20 protein-coding genes are annotated in these 24,119 nt (G+C 64.4%); 10 read left to right on the top strand and 10 right to left on the bottom strand.

Going from position 1 to position 24,119, the window contains the following annotated elements; genetic code table 11:
- Positions 1-109: 109 nt before the first annotated feature.
- From ACNJYB_RS12290 to ACNJYB_RS12280, 3 genes are read right to left on the bottom strand one after another with little or no spacing between them, the layout of a single operon-like run.
- Positions 110-487 (bottom strand): DUF6285 domain-containing protein, encoded by a 378-nt coding sequence (locus ACNJYB_RS12290; RefSeq protein ID WP_439374200.1) that lies wholly within the window; start codon positions 485-487, stop codon positions 110-112.
- A 3-nt stretch (positions 488-490) separates the two neighbouring features.
- Positions 491-1,477: a phosphotransferase family protein gene (locus ACNJYB_RS12285; RefSeq protein WP_439374199.1), complete on the bottom strand. Its 987-nt coding sequence runs from the start codon at positions 1,475-1,477 to the stop codon at positions 491-493.
- The gene (locus ACNJYB_RS12280) at positions 1,474-2,262 is read right to left on the bottom strand and encodes an enoyl-CoA hydratase/isomerase (RefSeq protein ID WP_439374198.1); all 789 of its coding nucleotides are present in this window, start codon (positions 2,260-2,262) and stop codon (positions 1,474-1,476) included. The genes ACNJYB_RS12285 and ACNJYB_RS12280 overlap by 4 nt, the downstream gene beginning before the upstream one ends.
- 167 nt (positions 2,263-2,429) lie before the next feature.
- Here ACNJYB_RS12280 and ACNJYB_RS12275 point away from each other — a divergent pair, with 167 nt between their 5' ends.
- From ACNJYB_RS12275 to ACNJYB_RS12265, 3 genes are all read left to right on the top strand, one after another.
- Positions 2,430-3,209 (top strand): SDR family NAD(P)-dependent oxidoreductase, encoded by a 780-nt coding sequence (locus ACNJYB_RS12275; protein ID WP_439374197.1) that lies wholly within the window; start codon positions 2,430-2,432, stop codon positions 3,207-3,209.
- 110 nt (positions 3,210-3,319) lie between these two features.
- Positions 3,320-3,700, top strand: coding sequence for a VOC family protein (locus ACNJYB_RS12270; protein ID WP_439374196.1), 381 nt, complete (start codon positions 3,320-3,322; stop codon positions 3,698-3,700).
- Between the two features lie 289 nt (positions 3,701-3,989).
- The gene (locus ACNJYB_RS12265; RefSeq protein WP_439374195.1) at positions 3,990-5,267 is read left to right on the top strand and encodes an acyl-CoA dehydrogenase family protein; all 1,278 of its coding nucleotides are present in this window, start codon (positions 3,990-3,992) and stop codon (positions 5,265-5,267) included.
- 170 nt (positions 5,268-5,437) lie between these two features.
- Here the strand turns inward: ACNJYB_RS12265 and yghU are convergent, their stop codons facing one another.
- Complete coding sequence (gene yghU / locus ACNJYB_RS12260) at positions 5,438-6,313, bottom strand: glutathione-dependent disulfide-bond oxidoreductase (RefSeq protein ID WP_439374194.1); 876 nt, start codon at positions 6,311-6,313, stop codon at positions 5,438-5,440.
- A 383-nt stretch (positions 6,314-6,696) separates the two neighbouring features.
- On the opposite strand from yghU, the gene ACNJYB_RS12255 reads away from it, so the two are divergent.
- The 5 genes from ACNJYB_RS12255 to ACNJYB_RS12235 all read left to right on the top strand — a co-directional run bounded on the left by ACNJYB_RS12255 (position 6,697) and on the right by ACNJYB_RS12235 (position 13,135).
- Complete coding sequence (locus ACNJYB_RS12255) at positions 6,697-7,830, top strand: nitronate monooxygenase (RefSeq protein ID WP_439374193.1); 1,134 nt, start codon at positions 6,697-6,699, stop codon at positions 7,828-7,830.
- Between the two features lie 123 nt (positions 7,831-7,953).
- Positions 7,954-9,456 (top strand): acetyl-CoA acetyltransferase, encoded by a 1,503-nt coding sequence (locus ACNJYB_RS12250; protein WP_439374192.1) that lies wholly within the window; start codon positions 7,954-7,956, stop codon positions 9,454-9,456.
- Positions 9,457-9,724: 268 nt separating this feature from the next.
- Positions 9,725-10,585, top strand: a complete 861-nt coding sequence (locus tag ACNJYB_RS12245) for a tyrosine-type recombinase/integrase (RefSeq protein ID WP_439368084.1) — start codon at positions 9,725-9,727, stop codon at positions 10,583-10,585.
- Positions 10,586-10,591: 6 nt separating this feature from the next.
- Complete coding sequence (locus ACNJYB_RS12240) at positions 10,592-11,773, top strand: IS91 family transposase (RefSeq protein ID WP_439375460.1); 1,182 nt, start codon at positions 10,592-10,594, stop codon at positions 11,771-11,773.
- 413 nt (positions 11,774-12,186) lie between these two features.
- Positions 12,187-13,135, top strand: a protein-coding gene (locus ACNJYB_RS12235; protein WP_439368321.1) for an IS630 family transposase whose coding sequence is annotated in 2 segments (ribosomal slippage) — positions 12,187-12,522 and positions 12,524-13,135 — 948 coding nt in all. Because the reading frame shifts where the segments join, the coding sequence is not laid out codon by codon here.
- A 6-nt stretch (positions 13,136-13,141) separates the two neighbouring features.
- Here ACNJYB_RS12235 and ACNJYB_RS12230 read toward each other — a convergent pair.
- From ACNJYB_RS12230 to ltnD, 6 genes are all read right to left on the bottom strand, one after another.
- Positions 13,142-14,344, bottom strand: coding sequence for an efflux RND transporter periplasmic adaptor subunit (locus ACNJYB_RS12230; RefSeq protein WP_439374191.1), 1,203 nt, complete (start codon positions 14,342-14,344; stop codon positions 13,142-13,144).
- The gene (locus ACNJYB_RS12225) at positions 14,331-17,510 is read right to left on the bottom strand and encodes an efflux RND transporter permease subunit (RefSeq protein WP_439374190.1); all 3,180 of its coding nucleotides are present in this window, start codon (positions 17,508-17,510) and stop codon (positions 14,331-14,333) included. The genes ACNJYB_RS12230 and ACNJYB_RS12225 overlap by 14 nt, the downstream gene beginning before the upstream one ends.
- A gap of 280 nt (positions 17,511-17,790) precedes the next feature.
- Positions 17,791-19,482, bottom strand: a complete 1,692-nt coding sequence (locus tag ACNJYB_RS12220) for a methyl-accepting chemotaxis protein (RefSeq protein WP_439374189.1) — start codon at positions 19,480-19,482, stop codon at positions 17,791-17,793.
- A 166-nt stretch (positions 19,483-19,648) separates the two neighbouring features.
- Positions 19,649-20,923 (bottom strand): 3-oxo-tetronate kinase, encoded by a 1,275-nt coding sequence (otnK, locus tag ACNJYB_RS12215; protein ID WP_439374188.1) that lies wholly within the window; start codon positions 20,921-20,923, stop codon positions 19,649-19,651.
- Positions 20,920-21,702, bottom strand: a complete 783-nt coding sequence (otnI, locus tag ACNJYB_RS12210; protein WP_439374187.1) for a 2-oxo-tetronate isomerase — start codon at positions 21,700-21,702, stop codon at positions 20,920-20,922. The genes otnK and otnI overlap by 4 nt, the downstream gene beginning before the upstream one ends.
- Before the next feature lie 15 nt (positions 21,703-21,717).
- Positions 21,718-22,635 carry an L-threonate dehydrogenase gene (ltnD, locus tag ACNJYB_RS12205; RefSeq protein WP_439374186.1) on the bottom strand — a complete coding sequence of 306 codons (918 nt, stop codon included), beginning with the start codon at positions 22,633-22,635 and terminating at the stop codon, positions 21,718-21,720.
- Between the two features lie 106 nt (positions 22,636-22,741).
- On the opposite strand from ltnD, the gene otnC reads away from it, so the two are divergent.
- Positions 22,742-23,428: a 3-oxo-tetronate 4-phosphate decarboxylase gene (gene otnC / locus ACNJYB_RS12200; protein ID WP_439374185.1), complete on the top strand. Its 687-nt coding sequence runs from the start codon at positions 22,742-22,744 to the stop codon at positions 23,426-23,428.
- A gap of 289 nt (positions 23,429-23,717) precedes the next feature.
- Positions 23,718-24,119, top strand: coding sequence for a hypothetical protein (locus ACNJYB_RS12195; protein ID WP_439374184.1), 402 nt, complete (start codon positions 23,718-23,720; stop codon positions 24,117-24,119).

The raw sequence follows: 24,119 nt of genomic DNA, 5'->3' as shown, positions 1-24,119 counted from the left end.
CTCCGCTGGTCATTGCGAGGAGCGCTTGCGACGAAGCAATCCAGACTGCCTCCGCGGATCGATTCTGGATTGCTTCGCTACGCTCGCAATGACGGTGGATGAGCGTTGCCTACCCGCCCCGCTCCAGCTCCCGCTTGTAGGACGCGTAATTCGGCTGATCCACCGCGAGCTTGTCCATCGTGGTCGCCCACAGATGCTCGGCGAGACCCGGGGTCGCCAAATCGACCTCGCCGCTCGCGATGCGCTCGGCGAGTACGCGGTTGAGCTCGCTCACCGAACCATCGATGCCGAGCAGCGCGCGCAGGCGTTCGACTTCCACGGCATCACTTCCCTCCTCCTGCGTCAGTTGCCGCGTGACGAGATCGAGGATGTTGATGGCGACACGCAGCTTGAAGGCCGGGTGGCCGGAGATCAGCGGCGCTATGTCGTTGCGGAGGAAATCGGCGACTGACTTGGTCAGCTCGATCGGCGTTGGCTCATCCTGCATGCGTCAGCTCCCGCGCGGCGCCAGCAGCCGCAACAGATCGATCTCGGTCTCGGAGGCGCGGCGGCCGATCATGGCGCGCTCCATGGAATGGTCGGGCCCCTCGCGAAAACGCTGCATCATGCCGCCGCACATGATGCCCCAGCGCAGCGTGCCCATCACTTCCCAGAATTTTACGCGCGCGGGGTCGACCTTTCGGCCTGCCGCTTCATAGCCGGCGAACAGCTCCTCGCGTGAGCCAAAACCGCCGACGGGCTTGTCGATCTCGCCGAAACGCCAGGAGTTCACGCAGACCCAGCCGAGATCTTCCATGGGATCGCCGAGATGGGCGAGCTCCCAATCCAGCACGGCGCGGACACCGTCGGGGCCGATGATGAGATTGCCATTGCGGAAATCGCCGTGCACCAGCGTGGTCTCGACGGAGGGGCCGGGATCGTGGTCGCGCAGCCAGCGCAGCGCCAGCTCGAATACCGGCTTCGGCCAGTTCAGGCTGCGATAGTCGCGCTCGAACTCGGAGATCTCCTGGGTGGAGCCGCGGCTGCGCAGCGCGGGCAATTTGTCCTGCGGCAGCCTGTGCAGGCCCGCGAGAATGCCGCCGATCTGTCCCGCAAGCAGCGGCCGCGCGGCCGCATACTCTTCATCGCGAAGAATCTTGCGGGCGATGGTCTCGCCCTCGACCCGCTGCATGATGAAGCCGGTGCCGAGATCATCCTCGGCCGTCAGCACATGCATCACGCGCGGCGACGGCACGCCCGCCTCGAACGCGAGCTGCATCAGCTGCGCTTCGGCGGCAAGTCCCGCCGCACGCGTTGGAGCGGCGCCATAGCCCTTCGGTGAGCGGCGCAGGATCGCGCCGATCGGCCCATTGGGATGCACGATGTCGAAGCGCCAGGTCTCCTGGCTGGCGCCGCCGGACAATTTTGCCGCACCGGTGACGCCGGTCGCGCCCGGGTACCAGCGCTGGACGCTGCGCGAAAGCTCCGTCTCGATCATTTGCCCTTGAACTGCGCGGCACGCTTCTCCAGGAACGCGCCGACACCCTCGCGAAAATCCTGGGTGTCGCCGGCGCGGAGCTGGCACTGGAATTCGAGATTGAGCTGGTCCTCGAAGGAATTCTCCGGGCTGTCCCAGTAGAGCTTGCGGATCAGCGACAGCGCCACGGTCGGGCCGCTGGCAAGCTCGCGCGCGAGCTTCATCGCCTCCTCCATCAGCACGCCATCGTCATAGACACGGTTGACGAGGCCCCATTCCAGCGCCTTCTCGGCCGGCAGCCGCTCGCCCATCAGCGACAATTCGATCGAACGCGCGCGGCCGACGAGGCGCGGCAGCAGCCAGGTCGAGCCGCAATCCGGCACGAGGCCGATGCGGCGGAAGGCTTGCAGAAAGTAAGAGGACCGCGCGCACAGGATCATGTCGCCGAGCAGCGCGAAGCTCATGCCGGCGCCAGCCGCCGGCCCGTTGACCGCGGTGACGATGGGGCAGTGCAGATTGCGGATGCGGCGCAGGAAGGGATGAAAGCCGGTCTCCAGCGTCAGGCCCGCCTTGGTCTTCTTCGACTGGTTGTTGCGGCCCTGGAGATTGGCGCCGGTGCAGAAGGCGCGGCCCGCGCCGGTCAGCACGACGCAGCGCACCTCATCCTTCTTCTCCTCGATCGTATCGAGCGCCTCGGCAAGGCCGCCGAGCATGTCGATGGAGACCGCGTTCATCACCTCCTGATGGTCGAGCCTGAGGATCGCGACCGAGCCATCGAAATCGAGCGTGACGTGTTTGAACTGCATGGTTTCCTCATCAGTTGCGGCCTGCGTCAGTTTCGCAGACCGGAATTACTTTTTGCCGGGGCTCATATTTGATTTTTGGCGCGGTCTTGTCCATGGTGATCGGAGCATAGCAAGCAATCTTGTGCGCAGCTGCTGACGCGCTTTATGCCAAGAACAGGAAACGCGCCATGAACATTTTCGACCTCTCGGGCCGCGTCGCCGTGATCACCGGCGGCAATGGCGGCATCGGGCTCGGCATCGCGCAGGCGCTTGCCGGCCAGGGCTGCAACGTCTCGATCTGGGGCCGCAATGCTGACAAGAACAAGGCTGCTGCCGCGAGCATGGCGGGGCTGTCAGGCAAGGTGGATACCCGCGTTTGCGACGTCACCGATCCAGCTTCCGTGAATGCCGCGATGAAGGCGACGCTCGACAGCTTCGGCAGGGTCGACGGTTGCTTCGCTAACGCCGGCATCGGCGGCGGCGGCCGCCGCGCCTTCATCGAGCGCACCGAAGAGGAATGGAGCTCGATGTTTGCGACCAATCTCGACGGCGTGTTTCATTCATTCCAGGCCGCCGCCCGCCATATGGTCGACCGCGCCAGTGCCGGCGATCCCTTCGGCCGGCTGGTCGCGACCTCGAGCCTCGCCTCGATCTTCGGCACCGCGCGCAACGAGCACTATGCGGCGACCAAGGCCGCGATCAACGCGGTGGTCCCCGCGCTCGGCGTCGAGCTCGCGCGCCACGGCGTCACCGCGAACGCGATCCTGCCCGGCTGGATCAAGAGCGACATGACCGCGGGCATCATGGCGAACGAAAAATTCGTCGCCAACGTGATGCCGCGCATTCCGCAGCGCCGCTTCGGAGAGCCTTCTGATTTCGGCGGCATTGCGGTGTACCTGATGAGCAAGGCGTCATCCTATCACACCGCGGACACGTTCGTGATCGACGGCGGCTATACGGCGTTCTGAGTCTCGTAGCCCGGATGGAGCGAAGCGCAATCCGGGATTTCCAAGAAGCAAACAAGACCCGGATTTCGCTACGCTCCATTCGGGCTACAAACACTGAGGGGAATGGGCAAATGTTCTCGCACGTGATGATCGGCACCAACGATCTCGACAAGGCCAAGGCGTTCTACGACAGCCTACTGAGCACGCTCGAGGTGCGCCCCGCCAAGGTCGACGGTCACCGCATCTTCTACTTCACCAAGACCGGCGTGTTCTCCGTGACGAAGCCGATCAACGGCGAGCCGGCGACCTGCGCGAACGGCGGCACCATCGGCTTTGCCGCCAACTCGCCCGAGCAGGTCGACAGATGGCACGCCGCCGGCGTCGCGGCCGGCGGAACGCCGATCGAAAATCCGCCCGGCATCCGCGAGGGCGCGGGCAACAAGCTCTATCTCGCTTACTTGCGCGACCTGGACGGCAACAAGATCTGCGCGATGCACCGGATGCCGGCTTGAGGCCGACCGGACCGTCCTCGTCATTGCGAGGAGCTCTTGCGACGAAGCAATCCGGACTGCCGCCGCGGTAAGATTCCGGATTGCTTCTCTGCGCCCGCAATGACGGAGTCCCGGGATCGGACGGCGCTCCAGCCCACTTGCGCGCCGCCCCATTCAAACAACATTTCAAACGTCGTCGCGATATTCCATCGCGTGGCATGGCCTCGCGTGAGAAAATACGCGCTCGCACTTTGGCATCGCTGCGACTATTCTCCCGGCCAACATGATCTCAGCGCTCCCGGGAGGACCAATGACAAAACACACCTACATTCCCCGCACCACCAACTACACGCTCAATCCGGGCGATGAGCTCAACGACCTCAGGATGTCGGACCAGGTCCGGCCGCTTTACGATCACGTCAAGAAGTTCATCCGCGACACCGTCGAGCCGATGTCGATCGAGTTCGCCAAGGCCGGCGAAGGCAAGGAGGATCGCTGGAGCTTCACGCCGAAGCAGCTCGAGCTGCTGGAGAAGGCCAAGAACAAGGCCAAGCAGGAAGGCCTCTGGAACTTCTTCCTCCCCGATGACGAGACCGGCCAGGGCCTGAAGAATCTCGACTACGCCTATATCGCCGCCGAGCTCGGCAAGAGCCCGCTCGCCTCGGAGACCATGAACTGCTCGGCGCCGGATACCGGCAACATGGAGGTGCTGGAGCGCGTCGGCACCCAGGAGCAGAAGGAGAAATGGCTGAAGCCGCTGCTCAACGGCGAGATCCGCTCGGCCTATGTCATGACCGAGCCGAACGTCGCTTCCTCCGACGCCAAGAACATCTCGACCACCGCCAAGCTCGTCGGCGACGAATGGGTCATCAACGGTGAGAAGTACTACATCTCCGGCCTCGGCGATCCCCGCTGCAAGATCCTCATCGTGATGGTGAAGACCAACCCGGACGCGGCGCCGAGCAAGCAGCAGTCGCAGATCCTGGTACCGCGCGACACGCCCGGCGTCGAGGTGCTCGGCCCCATGTACGTGTTCGGCCAGGACCACGCGCCGCGCGGCCACATGCACATGCGCTTCAACAATGTGCGCGTGCCGAAGGAGAACATGCTGCTCGGCGAGGGCCGCGGCTTCGAGATCTCGCAGCTGCGCCTCGGCCCGGGCCGTATCCATCACTGCATGCGCACCATCGGCAAGGCCGAGAAGGCGCTCGACCTCATGGTGCAGCGTGGCCTCACCCGCGAAGCCTTCGGCAAGAAGATCGCCCATCTCGGCGGCAACATGCAGATCATCGCGCAGGCGCGCTGCGAGATCGAGGCGATGCGGCTGATGGTGCTGAAGGCCGCCAAGGCGATGGACGTGCTCGGCAACAAGGAGGCCCGCGTCTGGGTTTCCATGGTCAAGGCCATGGTGCCCGAGCGCGCCTGCAAGATCATTGACCAGGCCATCCAGATGCACGGCGCCACCGGCATCTCGCATTGGACACCACTCGCCGAAATGTACCAGGACGTGCGGCACCTGCGGTTTGCCGACGGCCCGGACGAGGTGCACTGGATGGTGGTGGGACGGCACGAGCTCAGCATGGCGTAAAGCTCCGCTCTCTCTTTCCCCTCTCCCGCTTGCGGGGAGAGGGTCAGGGCGAGGGGAGCTTCCGCAAAGATGTGACAGTCGAACTCGCGGAGACTCCCCTCACCCGAATTCGATCTGCGATCGAATTCGACCTCTTCCCGCAAGCGGGGCGAGGTGAAGAAGCAACCGCCCTACGTGGCGGGCGCGAGCTTGTCCTGGGTCTTCGTCTCGAAATCGCTGGCGTCGTGGCGCTCGTGCAGCTGGCTGGCGGGATCGCCGGAGACGCGGTTGACCATGCGGCCGCGCTTCACGGCCGGGCGCTTTGCGATCTGGTCGGTCCAGCGTTGCACGTGCTTGTAGTCCTGCACCGACAAGAATTCGCCGGCGCCGTAGACCAGCCCCTTGGCGAGCGCGCCGTACCAGGGCCACACCGCGATATCGGCGATGGTGTACTCCTTGCCCGCGAGGTACTCGTTGTCGGCAAGGCGGCGGTCGAGCACGTCGAGCTGGCGCTTGGTCTCCATCGCGAAGCGGTCGATGGCATATTCGATCTTGAACGGCGCATAGGCGTAGAAATGGCCGAAGCCACCACCGAGATAGGGCGCGCTGCCCATCTGCCAGAACAGCCAGGACATGGCCTCGGTACGGGTCTTGATGTCCTTGGGCAGAAAAGCGTCGAACTTCTCGGCGAGGTAGAACAGGATCGAGCCCGACTCGAACACCCGGATCGGCTCCGGCCCGGAGCGATCCATCAGCGCGGGGATCTTCGAATTCGGGTTGATGTCGACAAAGCCGCTGCCGAACTGATCGCCATTGCCGATCCTGATCAGCCAGGCATCGTATTCGGCCCCCTTGTGGCCGAGCGACAGAAGCTCCTCCAGCATCACCGTGACCTTCACCCCGTTCGGCGTCGCCAGCGAATAGAGCTGGAGCGGATGCTTGCCGACCGGCAGCTCCTTGTCGTGGGTGGGGCCGGCGATCGGGCGGTTGATGCTGGCGAACTGCCCGCCATTCTCCTTGTTCCAGGTCCAGACTTTGGGCGGCACGTAGGCGGGGGCGTCGGTCATGGGGGCTCCGGCAAAAAAGATGCGTCTGCATTAATTAGCCCGCAATTGGCCGATGACAAGGGCGCCGAAATGCAGTGCCGGACGGGACAACTCCGCGTTTTGTCATGGCAGCCCCTCCCCGCCGTCATTCCGGGGCACCCGCAGGGCCAGCCCGGAATCCATCCCGCCGAGAATGCGCTGAGAAATGGCTTCCGGGTTCTCGCTCGCGCGAGCCCCGGAATGACGGCATCACTTGGGACGCTGCGGCCTACGGCCCGCGGATAGCGCGCGACGTCTACACACAAGATGCCTCGCCGAATCCGGCATGTCATCGATCGGCTAGCGTCACTTTGCTTTGCCAGCGAAAGCAACGAGAATGCGTAGCCTGCCGCCGGGAGAGAACCATGAAATCGCCGATCTGCGACATGCTGGGCATCGAGTTCCCGCTGCTCGCCTTCAGCCATTGCCGCGACGTCGTCGCCGCCGTCAGCCGCGCCGGCGGCTTCGGCGTGTTAGGTGCCACCGTGCACACACCCGACACGCTCGAACGCGAGCTGAAATGGATCGACGACCACATCGACGGCAAGCCCTACGGCATCGACGTTCTGATCCCCGAGAATATTTCGACGGCGGGCGAGAAGGACGTCACCTGGAAGAGCCTGGAAGCGCGCGTGCCGCAGGCGCACCGCGACTACACGCGCCATCTTCTGAAGAAATACGATATCGAGCTGACCGCCACCGAAGTGGCGGACAATCAGCCACAGCCATTCGACGGGAAGACCGCGCTTCAATTGCTCCAGGTGTCTTTCAATCATCCGATCCGTCTGATCGCAAATGCGCTGGGCGTGCCGCCGAAGGCGATGATCGAGATGGGCAAGAAACATGGCGTGCCGGTCGCAGCGCTCGTCGGCGCCAAGGAGCACGCGCTGCGCCAGGTCGCGGCGGGGGTCGACATCCTCGTGGTGCAGGGCACCGAAGCCGGCGGCCATTGCGGCGAGGTCTCGACCATGGTGCTGGTGCCGGAGGTGATCAAGGCGATCAAGCGCATCCGCGACGTGCCGGTGCTGGCGGCAGGCGGCATCATGACGGGACGGCAGATGGCGGCCTGCATGGCAATGGGCGCCGCCGGTGCCTGGACCGGTTCGGTTTGGCTCGCGACCGTCGAGGCCGAGACCACGGCAATCTTCCGCGAGAAGATGATCGCGGCGTCCTCGCGCGACGCGGTGCGCTCGAAGGGGCGCACCGGCAAGCCGGCGCGGCAGCTCCGCTCGGTCTGGACCGATGCCTGGGACCGTGCGCCGGAGAGCCCCGGCGCGCTGCCGATGCCGCTGCAAAGCATCGTCAGCCGCGACGCCTTCAACGCAATCGACCGCGCAGCCGCAAGCGGGAATGCCAGGGCGCGCGACCTCGTCAGCTATTTTGTCGGCCAAGGCGTCGGCCTGATCGACAGCGTGAAGTCGGCGGGCGCGGTGGTGCAGGAGTTCAAGGAAGATTTCGCCGAAGCCGTCGAGCACATGAATGCGCTGGTGGCGGAGTAGCATCCACACCGTCATTGCGAGCGAGGCGAAGCAATCCAGGCTGCCGCCACGGAAAGATTCGGGATTGCTTCGCTGCGCTCGCAATGACGAAACAGCTGACATCGTGAATTGAAGCAAGATGAAATGACCAACATTCCCGAAGACCGCATCCCCGTCATCGTCGGCATCGGCGAGATCGTCGACCGCCCCAAGGAGCTCACCGAGGGCCTCGAGCCGCTCGACCTGCTCGAGCGGGCGCTGCGGCGCGCAGAGGCGGATGCCGGTGCGCAGCTGCTCGGCGAGTTGCAGTCGCTCGACGTCGTCAACTTCCTGAGCTGGCGCTATCGCGATCCGGAGAAGCAGCTGGCGCAGCGCCTCGGCGTCACGCCGGCGCATTGCTATTACGGCCCGGTCGGCGGCGAGAGCCCGATCCGCTACATCCACGAGGCGGCCAAGCGCATCGCGCGCAGCGAATGCACCGTCGCCGCGGTGTGCGGCGCGGAGGCGCAGTCGACCGCGACCAAGGCGGAGCGTGCCGGGGCGCAATTGCCATGGACGCCGTTCGCGCATGACGTCGAGGAGCCCAAGCGCGGCGCGGCGTTCCAGAAGCCGCTGGCGGTGAAGCTCGGCGTGTTCCGGCCCGTCACGGTCTATCCGTTCTATGAAGCCGGCTCCTCCGCGCATTGGGGCCAGACGCCGCGCGAGGCGATGGCGGAGTCAGGCACGTTGTGGTCGCGCTATTCGGAAGCCGCCGCGCAGAATCCCAACGCCTGGCTGAAGCGACGCTATGCGCCCGAGGAGATCACGACGCCGACGGCGGACAACCGGCTGATCGCCTGGCCCTACAACAAGCTGATGGTCGCCAACCCAAGCGTCAACATGGGCGGCGCCGTGCTGCTCACAAGCCTTGCCAAGTCGCGCGCGGCAGGCATCGCGGAACACAAGCTGGTCTATCCGCTCGGCGGCGCCTCGGCCGAGGAGCCACGCGACTATCTGCTGCGCGACCAGTTCTACGAGAGCCATCCGCAGAACGCGGTGCTGAAGGCGGTGATGGATCTTGCCGGAGGCAAAAAATTCGACGCGATCGAGCTCTACAGCTGCTTCCCTTGCGTCCCCAAGATGGCGCGGCGGACGCTGGGCCTTTCGGCCGACGTGCAGCCGACCGTGACCGGTGGTCTCACCTTCTTCGGCGCGCCGCTCAACACCTACATGACGCACGCGGCCTGCGCCATGGTGCGGCGCGTGCGCGATGGCGCAAAACTCGGCATGCTCTACGGCCAGGGCGGTTTCGTCACCAAGCATCATGCGCTGGTGGTCTCGAAGGCGCCGCCGCGCGAGGCGATGGCGCAGGAGACGAGTGTGCAAGGCGAGGCCGACCGCAACAGGCGCGCGGTGCCGGAGTTCGTGACGGAGGCGTCAGGCGAGGGCAAGGTCGAGAGCTTCACGGTGCTCTACGGCCGTGGGGGCGGTGTCGAGCATGGCGTGGTGATGCTGCGCACTGCGGATGATCGGCGCACGTTGGCGCGGATTCCGGCGAGCGACAGCGCGACGCTGGGGCATTTGCTGGACATGAATCGCACCCCAGTGGGCTCACTCGGCGAGGTCACGATGGCCGCCGATGGCGTGCCGGAGTGGCGGGTGGGGTAGTATCCCTCTCCCCGCTTGCGACGAGGACGATGAGAATTGGACTCGCGGAGAGTCCCCCTCACGCGGATCGCATCCACGATACGATCCGACCTCTCCCCGCAAGCGGGGCGAGGTGAAGAAGAGCTAGAGCGGTTCACGGATTTATTGAATCGGAAGGGATTGAACGAAGCCGCTGGCGCGGCATGTAGGGAGGCATAGCAAGGATTGCCTCCTGTCTGAGAGGATTGCGGGTTTTCGAAGCCCAACCCTTTAGACAGGAGGTTTTCCGATGGCTGAGATCAGCCCACTTCGCCGCCGCATGATCGAGGACATGACGGTCCGCAATCTGTCACCGGCGACGCAGCAATCCTACCTCAACGCCGTAGCGAAGTTGAGCCGATATTTCGGTCGTTCTCCTGACCGCCTCGACCTGGAGGATATCCGTGCTTTCCAGGTTCATCTGGTTGCGACGGGGATGTCCTGGCCGGCGCTGAACCAGATCGTCTGCGCACTGCGGTTTTTCTACGGTGTGACGCTGGGTCATGACACCGTTCCGGAGCGCATCGCCTATGCGCGTAAACCGCGCAAACTGCCGGTGGTGCTGAGCGCCGACGAGGTCGTGCGCTTCCTGGAAGCAATCCCAAGCCTCAAGAGCCGTACCGCGCTGACCACCGTCTATGCCGCAGGCTTGCGCGTATCGGAAGTGGTCCTCTTGAAGGTTGTCGACATTGATAGCCAGCGGATGTTGATCCGGGTCGAGCACGGCAAGGGCGGCAAGGACCGTTACGTTATGCTCTCGCCGCAGCTTTTGAGGATTCTGCGGACGTATTGGCGGCTCACTCGGCCCAAACGATGGCTATTTCCCGGCCGCGACGACGAGCGTCCGCTCGTCCCTAACGTGCTGCACGCCGCCTGCCGTTCAGCCTGTACGGCGGCCGGCTTGAGCAAGTCGGTGACAGTGCATACGCTGCGGCACACATTCGCGACCCATCTCCTGGAGAACGGGGCCGACGTGCGCATCATCCAGGTGCTGCTCGGCCATGCCAGTCTGCAGAGCACGGCGCGCTATACCCAAGTCGCCACAAAGACCATCAGCAATACGCCAAGTCCGCTTGACCGGCTCCGCCTGGAGGTCGTGCCGCCCGGCTGAGCGGACCTGATGACTCCAGTTCTGGAAGTGGCGGATATCTTCCGCCGCCACGGCGAAGCGTTTCGGCAAGCTCGTGCCGGACATCTGGGTCGCGTCGAGCGGCGCGTCATGGGCGCGATCACGGCATGCCGGACGGCTGTGCTTGGCGGCCACATCGAGCAATGCGACGACTGCGGTGCCACCCGGATCGCCTACAACTCCTGTCGCAATCGGCATTGCCCGAAGTGCCAAGGCTCGGCGCGCGCGCAATGGCTTGCCGAGCGACAATCCGAACTCCTTCCCGTGCCATACTTCCACGTCGTCTTCACCTTGCCGGCGCCGGCCAGAGAGATTGCTTTCCAGAACAAGGCGGTGGTCTATGCCATTCTGTTCCGCTGCGCGGCCGAGACGCTCACCACCATCGCGGCCGACCCCAAGCATCTCGGCGCTCAGCTCGGTCTGACCGCCGTCCTCCATACTTGGGGTCAAACCCTGCAACACCATCCGCATATCCACTGCGTCGTGCCTGGTGGTGGACCTTCACTCGACGGCACACACTGGGTCGCTTGCCGGCCCGGCTTCTTCCTGCCGGTGCGCGTCCTCTCCAGGCTGTTCCGCCGCCTGTTTCTGCAAGAGCTGCAAGCTGCCTTCGCGGCTGGCCAGTTGGGCTTCTTTGGCGATCTCGCCCGTCTCGCCGATCCCGCCGCATTCGCCGAGCGCCTCGCTCAACTTCGATGGACCGACTGGGTCGTCTATGCCAAGCCGCCATTCGGTGGGCCCGAACAGGTGCTGGCTTATCTCGGCCGCTATACGCATCGCGTCGCCATCGCCAACAGTAGGCTGATCTCGCTTGCCGACGGCAAGGTGAGCTTTGCCTGGAAGGACTATCGGCAGAATCGTAAAACCAAAGTGATGACGCTTAAGGCCGATGAGTTCATTCGTCGCTTTCTCCTGCACACCCTGCCGGACAGCTTCCACCGCATCCGCCACTATGGTTTCCTCGCCAATGGCGGACGCAACGATAAAATCGCTTTCTGCCGTCAACTCCTTGCTGTCCGCAACGCTCCGACTGATCAAGAAGCCGGCGCCGATCCCCTCACCAAATGCGAGATCCCCGTCTGCCCGCATTGTGGCGGCACCATGCGGCGCGTCGATATCGTCCCGCGAGCCTGCGCGCGCGACCAGCCGTTTCATTGTGATACGTCATGACCAGCGTCTGTACCATCCACCCCTTCCGTAATCACCTTCTTGGTGGCAACGTCCGAAGTCGCCGTGGCCGCGCTCGTCACCGAACACCCCGCCAATCGTTCGGTAGCGCATCCCAGCGCTGCAAATCGCTCGCTGGATCGCGCCCTTGGCCCGATCAATCGGGCCCCTCACATCCGATGAATGACTCGCGGACGCGCGGCGACCACAGGCGAGCGTTCCCCGCAGCCGCACCCGCTGCACTATTCCCATAGCGCCCACAACTCCGCAGCTTCGTTCAATCCGGCTTCTATGAGGTCGCACGCACCACAGAGCGCGCGGCTCGCGCCTGCCACGCGACCTCACAGAACCCTCAAGATTCCGGGTCTGGGACGAATATGATTCAAGATGCTGGCTGGGCTGGAGGCCAGCATCCGATGGTCCGACCAATTTCCAACGATTTGCGTAAGCGTGCGGTATCCGCTGTTGCCAAAGGTGAGAGCTGCCGATCTGTGGCGGAACGGTTTGGCGTTGCTGTCTCGTCAGTTGTGAAGTGGTCACAGCGTTATCGAACGACCGGCTCGGTAGCGCCTGGCAAGATGGGTGGTCACCGCAAGCCTGTGCTTGATCCGCACCGCGCCTTCATCGTCGAGCGGATCACTCAGACGCCGCACCTGACGCTGCATGGTCTGAAGGCGGAACTGGCAGCCCGTGGGGTCAAGGTCTCACACAATGCGGTCTGGCTGTTCCTGCGCCGGGAAGGGCTGCGGTTCAAAAAAAACACTGTTCGCCCTCGAACAGGCTCGCGCCGACGTCTCTCGTAGGCGCTTGCGTTGGCGAGCCTGGCAGGCCGGGCTCGATCCGGGCCGGCTCGTCTTCATCGATGAGACCTGGATCAAGACCAACATGGCCCCTTTGCGAGGCTGGGGACCCAAAGGGGCGCGCCTGCGCGGCTTCGCTCCGCACGGTCACTGGCGTACCCTCACATTCCTCGGCGCGCTCCGCCATGACCAACTCACGGCACCCTGCGTCTTCGATGGCCCGATCAACGGTGAATGCTTCCGTGGTTACGTAAAGCACATTCTCCTGCCAACCCTGCGTGAAGGCGACATCGTCATTCTCGACAATCTCGGAAGCCATAAGTCGAAAGCCGTCAGGCAAATGATCAAGGCTGCTGGCGCCAGACTCTGGTACCTGCCGCCATACTCGCCCGACCTCAACCCAATCGAACAGGCCTTCTCCAAGATCAAACACTGGATGCGGCAAGCTCAGAAGCGCTCAATCGAGGAGACTTGGCGCCATATCGGTCACCTCGTCCAAGACATCCAGCCTCGCGAATGCGCCAACTACTTCGCCAGCGCCGGTTATGCTTCAATCAAAATGTGAAACGCTCTAGCTCTTCGGCGGCTGCTTCTCCGACGCTGTCGTCGGCTTGCCATTGGCGCCGGCGCCGACGACGCGGACCTGATCGCCGTCCGCAAGACCATCCGGCGGCGCTGTGATGACGCGATCGTCCGGCCCGATGCCCGAGGCGAGCTCGATCTCGCGACCGAGATCGCGGGAGATGGTCACGGTCTTGAACAGCACCTTGTCGTCCGCCCCAACCGTCGCAACGCGCAGGCCGCTGCCGTTGAAGATCAGCGCGCTGGCGGGAATGCTGAGCGGGGCGGAATCGCGCTGCAGGTTCAGCTTCACGCTGGCATAGCCGCCGGGCATCAGCTCGCCGCTGGAATTGTCGAGCCCGAGCTGCATGCGCGTAGTGCCCGAGGCGACGTCGACGGCCTGCGAGGAAGCCTCCACCGTCGCCTGAAAAGTCCGGTTCGGGTACTCCGGCAGCGTGATGGTGGCCTTGGCGCCGATCCTGATCGCCGGCACGTAGTTCTGGGGCACGTTGACGTAGACGCGCAGCTTGGTGATGTCGGAGACCACGAACATCGCCGGGCCCGAGCCGCCGCCGGCGTTGATCAGCGCGCCGACATCGGTATCGCGCGCCGTCACCACGCCGTCGAACGGCGCGGTGATCTTCTTGTAGCCGGCGAGCGCTTCCAGCCGCTCGACATTGGCCTTGCCCGAATTCACGGCGGCGTTCTTGTTGGAGAGATCGGCGGTGCGTTCGTCGATCTCCTGCGCGGAGACGAAGTTGGAGGCGACCAGCGTCTTGCGCCGGTTCAGCGTTGCTTCCGACAGCCTGGCGCTGGCCTGCTGGCTGGCGAGGTCGGCGCGGGCCTGAAGCAGCTGCTGGTCAAGGTCCGGCGCCTCGATCTCGGCGATCACCTGCCCGGCCCTGACGCGGGCGCCGATGTCGGCGCTCCAGCTTTTGAGGTAGCCGCTCACGCGGGCGAAGATCGGCGCACGATAATAGGCCTCCAGCCGTCCCGGCAGATCGATGGTGGCGTTGAGGGCCTTGGCACTCGGCTGGGTCACAGCGACGCTGGGAACCGCCTGATCATCGGTCCATTCCTTCAGCTTGGAGCCCTGCTCCTCGCGGGCGCGGATGCCGGTGCCGACGACAAGGCCCACCGCAATCAGCGCAACCACGCCGAAAATGCCCAGTTTCCGGTGCGACACCGCCGAGCGGGGTTCAGTGGGCGACATGCGGGGTCTCCGTTGAGGCGGCGGCTTTGGCGCCTTGTTTCTTGTGGACCATGCTGAATACCACGGGAACGAACATCAGTGTGGCGAAGGTCGCAAAGATCAGGCCGCCGATCACGGCGCGGCCGAGCGGCGCATTCTGCTCGCCGCCCTCGCCCAGACCCAGCGCCATCGGCGCCATGCCGATGATCATGGCGAGCGCAGTCATCAGGACGGGGCGGAACCGGACGAAGCCGGCCTCAAGCGCCGCTGCGATGGGATCGCCCAGCTCCTCGTAGCGCTCGCGCGCGAAGGAGATCACGAGCACGCTGTTGGCCGTGGCAACGCCCATGCACATGATCGCGCCGGTGAGCGCCGGGACCGACAGCGTTGTCTCCGTCGCGAACAGCATCCAGACGATGCCGGCGAGCGCGGCCGGCAGCGCCGTGATGATCACGAACGGATCGGACCAGGACTGGAAGTTCACGACGATCAGGAAGTAGATCAGCACGACGGCCCCGAGCAAGCCGAACAAGAGACCAGTGAAGGCGCTGTTCATGGTCTGCACCTGGCCGAGCAACACCACGGACGAGCCCTTCGGCACCTCTTTCGCGGTGTCGGCGATCAATTTTCGGATCTCGGCGGCGACCGCGCCGAGATCGCGACCCGAGGTCGTTGCAAAGATCTGCACCATCGACTGGATGTCGTATTGCGAGACCACCGCGCTGGAGGTCGAACGCTTGATATCGGCGATGCCACCGAGAATCGGCGACTGCGCATTGCCCGCGGCCGTGATCGGCAGCGTCTGCAGCGCGCTGAGCGAGTCGATCTGGTACTGCGGCGTCTGCATGACGATCGAGTAGGACACGCCGTTGTCGGGGTTCAGGTAGTAGGTCGGTGCGACCTGCGAGGAGCCGGCGAGGTTGACGACGAGGCTGTTGGTGACGTCGCGCTCGGTCAGACCGACATATTGGGCGCGGGTGCGGTCGACATCGATGTTGAAGGTCGGGTTGCTCGGCGATTGCTGGATGCGCGCATCGGCCACGCCCGGAATCCGCCGGACCTTCGCCAGCAGGTGGTTGGCGTAGGCGAAGTTGGCGCTGAGATTGGCGCCGCGGATCTGCAGGTCGATCGGCGCGGGCGCACCGAAATTCAGGATCTGGCTGACGATGTCGGCCGGCAGGAAGGCGAAGCTGACGCCTGGGAACAGCCGCGGCAATTGCTCACGCAGCACCTTCACATGCTCCTCGGTCGGCTTGTGGCCTTCCTTCAGCTTGATCTGGATGTCGCCGTCCTGCGGACCGATCACGCCGGTGTTGTTGTAGGTCATGTTGATGCCGGAGATCGGCATGCCGATGTTGTCGGTCATGGTCTCGATCTCGCCCGGGATCAGCTTGCGGACTGCTTTCTGCACGTCGGCGAGCTGGTTGGCAGTCTCCTCGACGCGGGTGCCGACTTGCGTGCGGACATGCATCAGGATGTTGCCGGCATCGACCGCGGGGAAGAAGTTGCGCCCGAGGAACGGCACCAGCGCGAAGGACGCGCCGACAACGCAGATGAAGCCGATCACGAACATGGCGCGATGCGCCAAAGCGAGGCCGAGCAGGCGGCGGTAGCCGCCCCGGATGCGCTCGAACCGCGCCTCGAAGCCGCGCTGGAACCAGACGAATGGATTGCGCGACTTCGGTGGGGCACCCTCGTGATGGACCTGCACTTTAAGGAGGTAGTTCGCCATCGTCGGCACCAGCGTGCGCGACAGGATGAACGACCAGATCATCGCGAACATCACGGCCTCCGCCATCGGCACGAACAGGAAGCGTGCGACCCCGGTGAGGAAGAACATCGGCACGAACACGATGCAGATACAGAGCAGCGAGACGAAGGCCGGCGTCACGATCTGGTTGGCGCCGTCGAGGATCGATTGCTCGACCGGCTTGCCCTGCTCCAGATGGTAGTTGATGTTCTCGATGGTGACGGTGGCGTCGTCGACAAGGATGCCGACCGCGAGCGCAAGGCCGCCGAGCGTCATGATGTTCAGCGTCTCGCCGATCGCGGCCAGCATGATGATGGCGCCGAGAACGGAGAGCGGGATCGACACCGCGATGATGATGGTCGAGCGCCAGCTGCCGAGGAACAAGAGGATCATGATGCTGGTCAGCAGCGCCGCGATCACGCCCTCGAAGGCGACGCCTTGAATGGCGCCGCGGACGAATACCGACTGATCGCCGATGAAGCCGATCTTCAGGGCATCCGGGAGCTGGTCCTTGACCTCGATCACCTTCTGCTTGATGCCGGCGATGATGTCGAGCGTCGAGGTCGCGCCCGCCTTCAGCACCATCATCAGCACCGAGCGGTTGCCGTCGACATGGACGATGTTGGTCTGCGGCGGATTGCCGTCGCGCACGGTGGCGACGTCGCGCACATAGACCATGGCGCCGTTGACGGTCTTGATCGGGAGGTTGCCCAGCTCGTCGATCTTCAGCGGCGAGTTGTTGAGCTGGATGTTGTATTCGAACTGGCCGATCTTCTGGGTGCCGACCGGCGTGATCAGGTTCTGGGCGGCCAGCGCGTTGGCGACGTCCTGGCCGGATAGCCCGCGGGCCTGAAGCGCGGTCGGATCGAGATCGATCTGGACCTGGCGCTGCTTGCCGCCGAACGGATACGGGATCGCCGCGCCGGGCACGGTGACCAGCGGCGTGCGCAGCTGGTTGATGCCGATGTCGGCGAGGTTCTGCTCAGTGAGGCCGTCGCCCGACAGCGCCACCTGGATGATCGGCACGGTCGAGGCGGAGTAGTTCAGGATCAGGGGCGGCGTCGCGCCCGGCGGCATCTGCTTCAGCAGCGTCTGCGAGATCGCCGTGACCTGCGCGTTGGCGGTGCGGATGTCGACGTTCGGCTGGAAGAAGATCTTGATGATGCCGAAGCCGTTATAGGAATTGGCCGTGATGTGCTCGATGTCGTTGACGGTCGTCGTCAACGCGCGCTGGAACGGCGTGGTGATGCGGCCGGACATCTGGTCCGGCGGCAGGCCGGTATACTGCCAGACCACGCCGATCACGGGGATGCGGATGTCCGGGAAGATGTCGGTCGGCGTCCGCAATGCGGCGAGCGGTCCGATGATCAGGAGCAGGAGCGCCAGCACGACAAACGTATAGGGCCGGCTCAGGGCAATACGGACCAGAGCAATCATGCGCCAGGCAAATCCAGGTCAGGCAGGGATACGGAATCCGCCCCCACGGGAATCCTGTTTTCCCTTTACCTGAGCACTGCATGAAACGCTAATGACCAGGCACTATCCTGCATTCACTTCCCTGCTACCGCACTGCGAAATCGACATCGCAGCTATGCGGCCGGACGATGCGGGGCCGACCCAGTTCAGGCACATGCCGACTGGCTGGTGCTACAGGTCAAACAAAACGAGCGGCGCCTTTGGCGCCGCTCGTCGTTCGATCAACAGGTCGCCCGACGAATTACGCGGCGCGGACGTTGGTCAGAAACTTGCTGACCTCAATCTTGAGCCGGCTCGAGTCGTTGGACAGCATCTGCGCCGCCGACAGCACTTGCGAGGAGGCCGTGCCGGTCTCGGTCGCACCCCGCTGCACGTCGGTGATGCTGGAGGAAACCTGCTGAGTGCCGTGCGCTGCCTGCTGCACATTGCGGGCGATCTCCTGCGTCGCCGCGCCCTGCTCTTCCACAGCCGCTGCGATCGCCGAGGAGATTTCGGACAGGCGCTCGATGGTCGAGGAGATCTCCTTGATCGCGCCGACCGAATCGTTGGTCGCGGCCTGGATCCCGGAGATCTGCTGGCCGATCTCGCCGGTCGCCTTCGCGGTCTGCTCGGCGAGCGCCTTCACCTCGGAGGCGACGACGGCGAAGCCGCGGCCGGCTTCGCCCGCGCGCGCCGCCTCGATGGTCGCGTTCAGCGCCAGGAGGTTGGTCTGGCCGGCAATGGTGTTGATGAGCTCGACGACGTCGCCGATGCGGGACGCCGCCTTGGAGAGCTCGCTGACGCGCTCGGTGGTGGCGCGGGCCTGGCCGACGGCATCGCCCGCCATCCGCGCCGATTCCTGCACCTGTCGGCTGATCTCGCCAACGGAGGAGGCCATCTCCTCGGTGGCCGAGGCCACCGACTGCACGTTGGTCGAGGCTTCTTCCGAGGCGCCGGCGACCGTGGTCGCCAGCCGCTGGGAGCGGTCGGCGGTCGAGGTCAGCGTCGAGGCGGACGCCTCTAACTGGGTCGAGGCCGACGACACCGTCTGGACGATCTCGCCGATCATGGTCTCGAATTCGCGGGTGATGTTGTCGACACGGCGGCCGCGCTCGATCTTGGCTTCGGCGTCGGCCGCGGCGGCCTCGTCGGCGGCCTTCTTGGCGATCAGCGCTTCCTTGAAGACCTGGAGCACGTCAGCCATGGCGCCGATCTCCGTCTTCTCGCCGCGGTGCGGGACCTCGGCGGAGAGGTCGCCCCTGCCCAGTGCCTGCATCGGCTCGATGATTGAACTGATGCCGCTGGAGACGTCATGGACGAGGTAGAAGCCGACGCCGAAGCCGACGATGACGGCGGCGCCGAGAATGATCGCAACCAGCAGGAACGCGTAATAAAACGTGTCGGCGGCATCTGCAGCAGCCTGATCGCCGCCCTTCGTGTTGAGCTCGATGTCCTTGGTCAGGATGGCATCGGCCTCAAGCCCGATCTTGTTGACTGTCTTGGTGTTCAGCTCGTGCGCGTCATGCGCGATCTTGTTGGCGTCCCGGCGCGACAGCGCCATGACTTCCTGAGTGCCCTTCCTGTACTCTTCCCACTTATTAGACCACTCGCTGTACAGAGCTCGCTCTTCGGGCGAGGTGATCATACCCTCATAAGACTTGCGGAACTTTGTGTTCGCCTCGATCACTGTCGCCAGGGTCTTCTCGGCCGCAAGCTTTTCCTCCAGTGTCTCCGACAGCATGTGCTCGCGGATCACGTTGCGGTAGGTAATGACGCCCGCACGGAGGTCGCCGATCACGCGGACGCTGGGCATCCAGTTTGTGGTGATATCGACCGTGCTGGCGTTGATCGTCCGCATCTTCATGACGGCGAGCAGGCCCATGCCGGCCATCGCGACCAGCAGGAATGCCACGACACTGATGATCTTGGCGCGGATGGAAATGGTGGAGAGCATAATCGGGTCTCTTTGTGTTGGCGCGGCGGCGCGTCCGGAACTATGTATCAACCAAAAGTTGCGGCGACGACATCCAACAACAAAACGACCGAGCAGTTGAGAACCGCGACTCCGCACAAGCACGGAAGCCGAAAGAAATGAACGAGCGCCTAAGAAGGCTCTGCTCTCAGCGCATGAGCCTAAGCGCGTCCGAGAAAAACTCCGCACCGCCGAAATTTCCGGACTTCAGAGCGAGCAACATCTCGCCTCCAGCACCGACCGCGCGCAGCACCGGAACGCCCGCCGCGATCTCCACTCCTACGAGAAATCCGGGAATCTTCAACCGGTCGACCACGGCGCCGGAAGTCTCGCCACCGGCTACCACGAGGCGTCGCACACCCGATTTTACGAGGCCTTCAGCGATGTCGGCCATCGTCTGCTCGATGGCATGCCCGGCCGCGTCGCGGCCGTGACGCGCCTGCAGCGCGGCGACCTGATCGGGTGTCGAGCTCGATGCGATCAGCACCGGACCTTTAGCCAGTCGCGGCCTCGCCCAGTCCAGCGCACGCTGCGCTTCGCCTGTTCCCGTAAGAATACGGTCCGGATCGAGATGCAACACCGGCATGACACGCTCGGCATTCGCGATCTGCTGAAGTGTGGCCTGCGAGCAGCTTCCGGCAAGACATGCTGCCGGTCCGCCGACGGCGGCGCCGCTCTCTCCGCTCCCCGCAGCCGACTTGACCTTGCCCGTCGAAACCAGCGCCCGCGCCAGTCCGAGGCCTATGCCGGAGGCGCCGACCGAAAGCCGATGTTCGGCCGCGACGAGACCGATGGTCTCGAGGTCGCGGTCGAACACGGCATCGATGATCGCAGCACCGATGCCCTTGCCCGCGAGTTCGGTCAGCCTTGCCCGCACGGCATCCGCGCCGCGCGTGACGGTGGCGAGATCGACGAGGCCTACTTGCGTCCTGCTCTGGCGCGCCAGCACGCGCACCAGGTTGGAATCGTGCATCGGGTTGAGCGGATGATCCTTCAACGGGCTCTCATTCAGCGGCACGGGGCCGACGAACAGATTGCCCTGGTAGACGGTGCGGCCGGTCTCCGGAAACGCCGGGGTCACCAGCACTGCGCTCTCGCCGCAATCTGAACGGAGCGCATCCATGACGGGGCCGATATTGCCGGCGTCGGTGGAATCGAAGGTCGAGCAAATCTTGAACAGCACATGGCTCGCGCCGCGGCCGCGCAGCCATTTGTCCGCTGCGCGCGAGCGCGATACGGCAAGGCCCGCCTCGATCGATCGGCTCTTCAAGGACACCACGACGGCGTCGACCTCGGGCAGCGCCAGATCGTCCGAGGGCACGCCGATGGTCTGCACCGTGCGCAGGCCCGCGCGCGTCAGCGTGTTGGCGAGATCAGAGGCGCCGGTGTAGTCGTCGGCGATGCAGCCAAGCGCAAGAGTCACGGCTTCACTCCCGCATAGGGCTTGAACCAGGCAAGGCCATCGGTGGTCTTGCCGCGTGGATTGTATTCGCAGCCGACGAAGCCGGCATAGCCGAGCCGATCGAGTTCTTCGAACAGGAACGGATAGTTCAGCTCCTCGCCGTCGGGCTCGTTGCGCGAGGGGATGCTGGCGATCTGGATGTGTCCGATGATCGGCATCATCTCGCGCAGGCGCATGGTGACGTCGCCGTGGATGATCTGGCAGTGATAGATGTCGAACTGGAGCTTCAGGTTCGGCAGCCGAAGCTCCTGGATCAGGTCGCGGGCGAAGCCGAAATCGTTGAGGAAGTACCCGGGCACGTTGCGGGCATTGATCGGCTCGAGCACGATGTCGATGCCGTGCGGTGCGAAGAATTCGGCGGCCCACGCCACCGACTTGTAAAAGGCCTCGATCGCGACGCGCTCGCCGCGATTGGCAATGCCGGCCATCAAATGCAGCCGCTTGACGCCGGTCGCCTTGGCGTAAGGCAGCGCGGTTTCCAGGCTCGCCTTGAGATCATTGAAGCGCGCCGGCAGCGCCGCAAAGCCCTTCTCGCCGGCATTCCAGTCGCCCGGCGGCAGATTGAACAGCGCCTGGGTCAGGCCGTTGCGCTTGAGACGCTCGCCGACGGCCGCCACCGGATGCTCGTAGGGAAAGAGAAACTCGACGGCGGTGAATCCCGCCTGGGCGGCGGCATCGAAGCGGTCGAGGAACGGCACCTCGGTGAACATCATCGAGAGGTTGGCGGCGAAACGGGGCATTGCAGATCCTCTTGCTTACTTGTCGCCCGGCAGCTTCACGCCGGTGACCTGCGCATACATGCGCGCGACCGAGGCGTCGTCATCGCGGCCCATGCCGGCGGCAGCCGTCATCAGGAACATCTGGAGCGCGGCGGCCGAAACCGGCACCGGGAATCGGGCGCTGCGCGCCATATCCTGGATGATGCCGAGGTCCTTGACGAAGATCTCGACGGCGCTGCGCGGCGTGTAGTCGCCGTCAAGCACGTGCGGCATGCGATTCTCGAACATCCAGGAATTGCCGGCGGAAGCCGTGATCACCTCATAGACCTTGCGGATGTCGAGGCCCTGCTTGGCCGCGAACGCCATTGCTTCGCTCGCGGCGGCGATGTGCACGCCGGCCAGCAATTGGTTGATCATCTTGAAGGCGGCGCCTTGGCCAGCGGCATCGCCAAGCTCGTAGAGCTTTGCCGCCATGGCATCGAGCGCCGGCCGTGCCTTTGCAAAGGCCGCCGGACTGCCGGAGGCGAGGATCGTCAGCTCGCCCTGCGCGGCGCGCTGCGCGCCACCGGAAATCGGTGCATCCAGGTAGTGCCGGCCGGTCGCCTCGAGCTGTTTTGCGAGGCGCCGCGCCACGTCCGGATCCATGGTGGCGGAGGATATGAAGACACTGTCATTCGGCATGGTCTCGGCCGCGCCATCCTTGCCGAACAGGATCGCCTCGGTCTGGGCGGCATTGACGACGACGCTGACGACGATGTCGGCATCCCTGGCCGCCTCCGCCGGCGTTTTGGCGCCTGCGCCGCCGTCCTTCGCGAACCGCGCCACCGCGTCAGCCGAGACGTCGCAGCCGGTGACGGCATGGCCGGCGCGCTTCAGCGAGGTCGCCATGCCGAATCCCATCGAGCCGAGCCCGACGACGGCGATACGCCGATTTGGTGAGGTGGAGGCGGACATATACAACCGATCCTTACGAACGTTTCCCAAGTAGCCGCCCTTTGCGGCAGCTTGGCAACCAAATAACACGGCTTGGCCGCGCTGCCAAAGCGTGAGACAAGCAGGCATGACGGCCATGAGAACTGAACCCAGCAACGAGATCCGGCTGCGTGAGGATATCTGCCGCTTCGGACGGTCCCTGTTCGAGCGCGGCTTGACGCCGGGATCCTCCGGCAATATCAGCGTCAGGCTGGAGGGCGGCGGCTGGCTGGTGACGCCGACCAACGCCTCGCTCGGCTTCCTCGATCCCGCAAAGCTGTCGCGGCTGGACGAAACCGGCCGGCTGATCTCGGGCGATGCGCCGACCAAGGAAGTCCCGCTGCACACCGCGCTCTACGACACGCGCGGCAGCGCACGTGCCATCGTGCACCTGCACTCGACCCATTCGGTTGCGCTCTCGATGCTGCCCGAGATCGACCCGCGCGCCGCGCTGCCGCCGATGACGGCCTATTATTTGATGAAGTGCGGCGCCACCGCGCTCGTGCCCTATTACCGCCCGGGCGATCCGGCGGTGGCGGATGCGATCAAAGGCCTAGCGGGAAAGTATTCATCGGTGCTGCTCGCCAATCACGGCCCGGTCGTCGCCGGCGACACGCTGGAGGCCGCGGTGTTCGCGACGGAAGAGTTGGAGGAGACGGCGAAGCTGTACCTGCTGCTGCGCGGGATGAACCCGCGGTATCTGTCTCCGGAGCAGGTGAAGGATCTGGTGAAGGTGTTCGGTGTGACGTTGCCGGACCATGGGCACGAGCATTAGGCCCGGCCCCATCCTCGTCATTGCGAGCGTAGCGAAGCAATCCAGAATACCGCCGCTGAAAGACTCTGGATTGCTTCGCTGCGCTCGCAATGACTGAGGATGTGGCGACGGAGTAGCCCGCATGAGCGGCGCGACATGCGGGACCAGCGGTCCCGGATATCGCTTTGCTCATCCGGGCTACGACACCTTCTGGCACTGCCGGAATTGATTTGCATCAGCGGGATCGCGAGCACATGATCCCCTGTAATTGACTGAAGGAGTTGTTTCATCGATCGCCAGGAGAATTGTCATGGATTTCAAAGTATCCTGCGCCCTCCTCTCTGTAGCCTGCTTTGTTGTCTTGTCCCTTTCCGCAAACGCCCAGACGTCCGCGCGCGGCGGCGTCCCCGATCTCAAGGTCGAGGCCAACTGCAAGGCAACTCAGGAGATCGACAAGTCGCTGACCGAGCCGCAGTCCTACGAGGCGTGCATGAACGACGAGCAAACCGCACAGCAACAACTCGGGTCCATCTGGACGACGACGCCGGAGACGATTCGCACCCAATGCTCCGCCGAGGCCTCCGCCGGTGGCATCGAAAGCTATGTCGACCTGCTCTCTTGCATCCAGATGAATGGCTTCGGGCAAGCTTCCGCACCCGCGTCAACGCTGCGCGGCGCAAGCAAGAACCGGAACAAGAAGCAATCGGGATAG

The sequence above is a fragment of the Bradyrhizobium sp. SMVTL-02 genome (genome assembly GCF_051853005.1).
GTDB lineage: Bacteria > Pseudomonadota > Alphaproteobacteria > Rhizobiales > Xanthobacteraceae > Bradyrhizobium.
Note: the sequence above shows the minus strand (reverse complement) of the source record. Positions and strands in the feature narration are given on the sequence as shown.

Bases quoted from the DNA above. Each gene is read 5' to 3' on its own strand.
- ACNJYB_RS12290 (WP_439374200.1), bottom strand. From the start codon at position 487: ATGCAGGATGAGCCAACGCCGATCGAGCTGACCAAGTCAGTCGCCGAT.
- ACNJYB_RS12285 (WP_439374199.1), bottom strand. From the start codon at position 1,477: ATGATCGAGACGGAGCTTTCGCGCAGCGTCCAGCGCTGGTACCCGGGC.
- ACNJYB_RS12280 (WP_439374198.1), bottom strand. From the start codon at position 2,262: ATGCAGTTCAAACACGTCACGCTCGATTTCGATGGCTCGGTCGCGATC.
- ACNJYB_RS12275 (WP_439374197.1), top strand. From the start codon at position 2,430: ATGAACATTTTCGACCTCTCGGGCCGCGTCGCCGTGATCACCGGCGGC.
- ACNJYB_RS12270 (WP_439374196.1), top strand. From the start codon at position 3,320: ATGTTCTCGCACGTGATGATCGGCACCAACGATCTCGACAAGGCCAAG.
- ACNJYB_RS12265 (WP_439374195.1), top strand. From the start codon at position 3,990: ATGACAAAACACACCTACATTCCCCGCACCACCAACTACACGCTCAAT.
- yghU (WP_439374194.1), bottom strand. From the start codon at position 6,313: ATGACCGACGCCCCCGCCTACGTGCCGCCCAAAGTCTGGACCTGGAAC.
- ACNJYB_RS12255 (WP_439374193.1), top strand. From the start codon at position 6,697: ATGAAATCGCCGATCTGCGACATGCTGGGCATCGAGTTCCCGCTGCTC.
- ACNJYB_RS12250 (WP_439374192.1), top strand. From the start codon at position 7,954: ATGACCAACATTCCCGAAGACCGCATCCCCGTCATCGTCGGCATCGGC.
- ACNJYB_RS12245 (WP_439368084.1), top strand. From the start codon at position 9,725: ATGGCTGAGATCAGCCCACTTCGCCGCCGCATGATCGAGGACATGACG.
- ACNJYB_RS12230 (WP_439374191.1), bottom strand. From the start codon at position 14,344: ATGTCGCCCACTGAACCCCGCTCGGCGGTGTCGCACCGGAAACTGGGC.
- ACNJYB_RS12225 (WP_439374190.1), bottom strand. From the start codon at position 17,510: ATGATTGCTCTGGTCCGTATTGCCCTGAGCCGGCCCTATACGTTTGTC.
- ACNJYB_RS12220 (WP_439374189.1), bottom strand. From the start codon at position 19,482: ATGCTCTCCACCATTTCCATCCGCGCCAAGATCATCAGTGTCGTGGCA.
- otnI (WP_439374187.1), bottom strand. From the start codon at position 21,702: ATGCCCCGTTTCGCCGCCAACCTCTCGATGATGTTCACCGAGGTGCCG.
- ltnD (WP_439374186.1), bottom strand. From the start codon at position 22,635: ATGTCCGCCTCCACCTCACCAAATCGGCGTATCGCCGTCGTCGGGCTC.
- otnC (WP_439374185.1), top strand. From the start codon at position 22,742: ATGACGGCCATGAGAACTGAACCCAGCAACGAGATCCGGCTGCGTGAG.
- ACNJYB_RS12195 (WP_439374184.1), top strand. From the start codon at position 23,718: ATGGATTTCAAAGTATCCTGCGCCCTCCTCTCTGTAGCCTGCTTTGTT.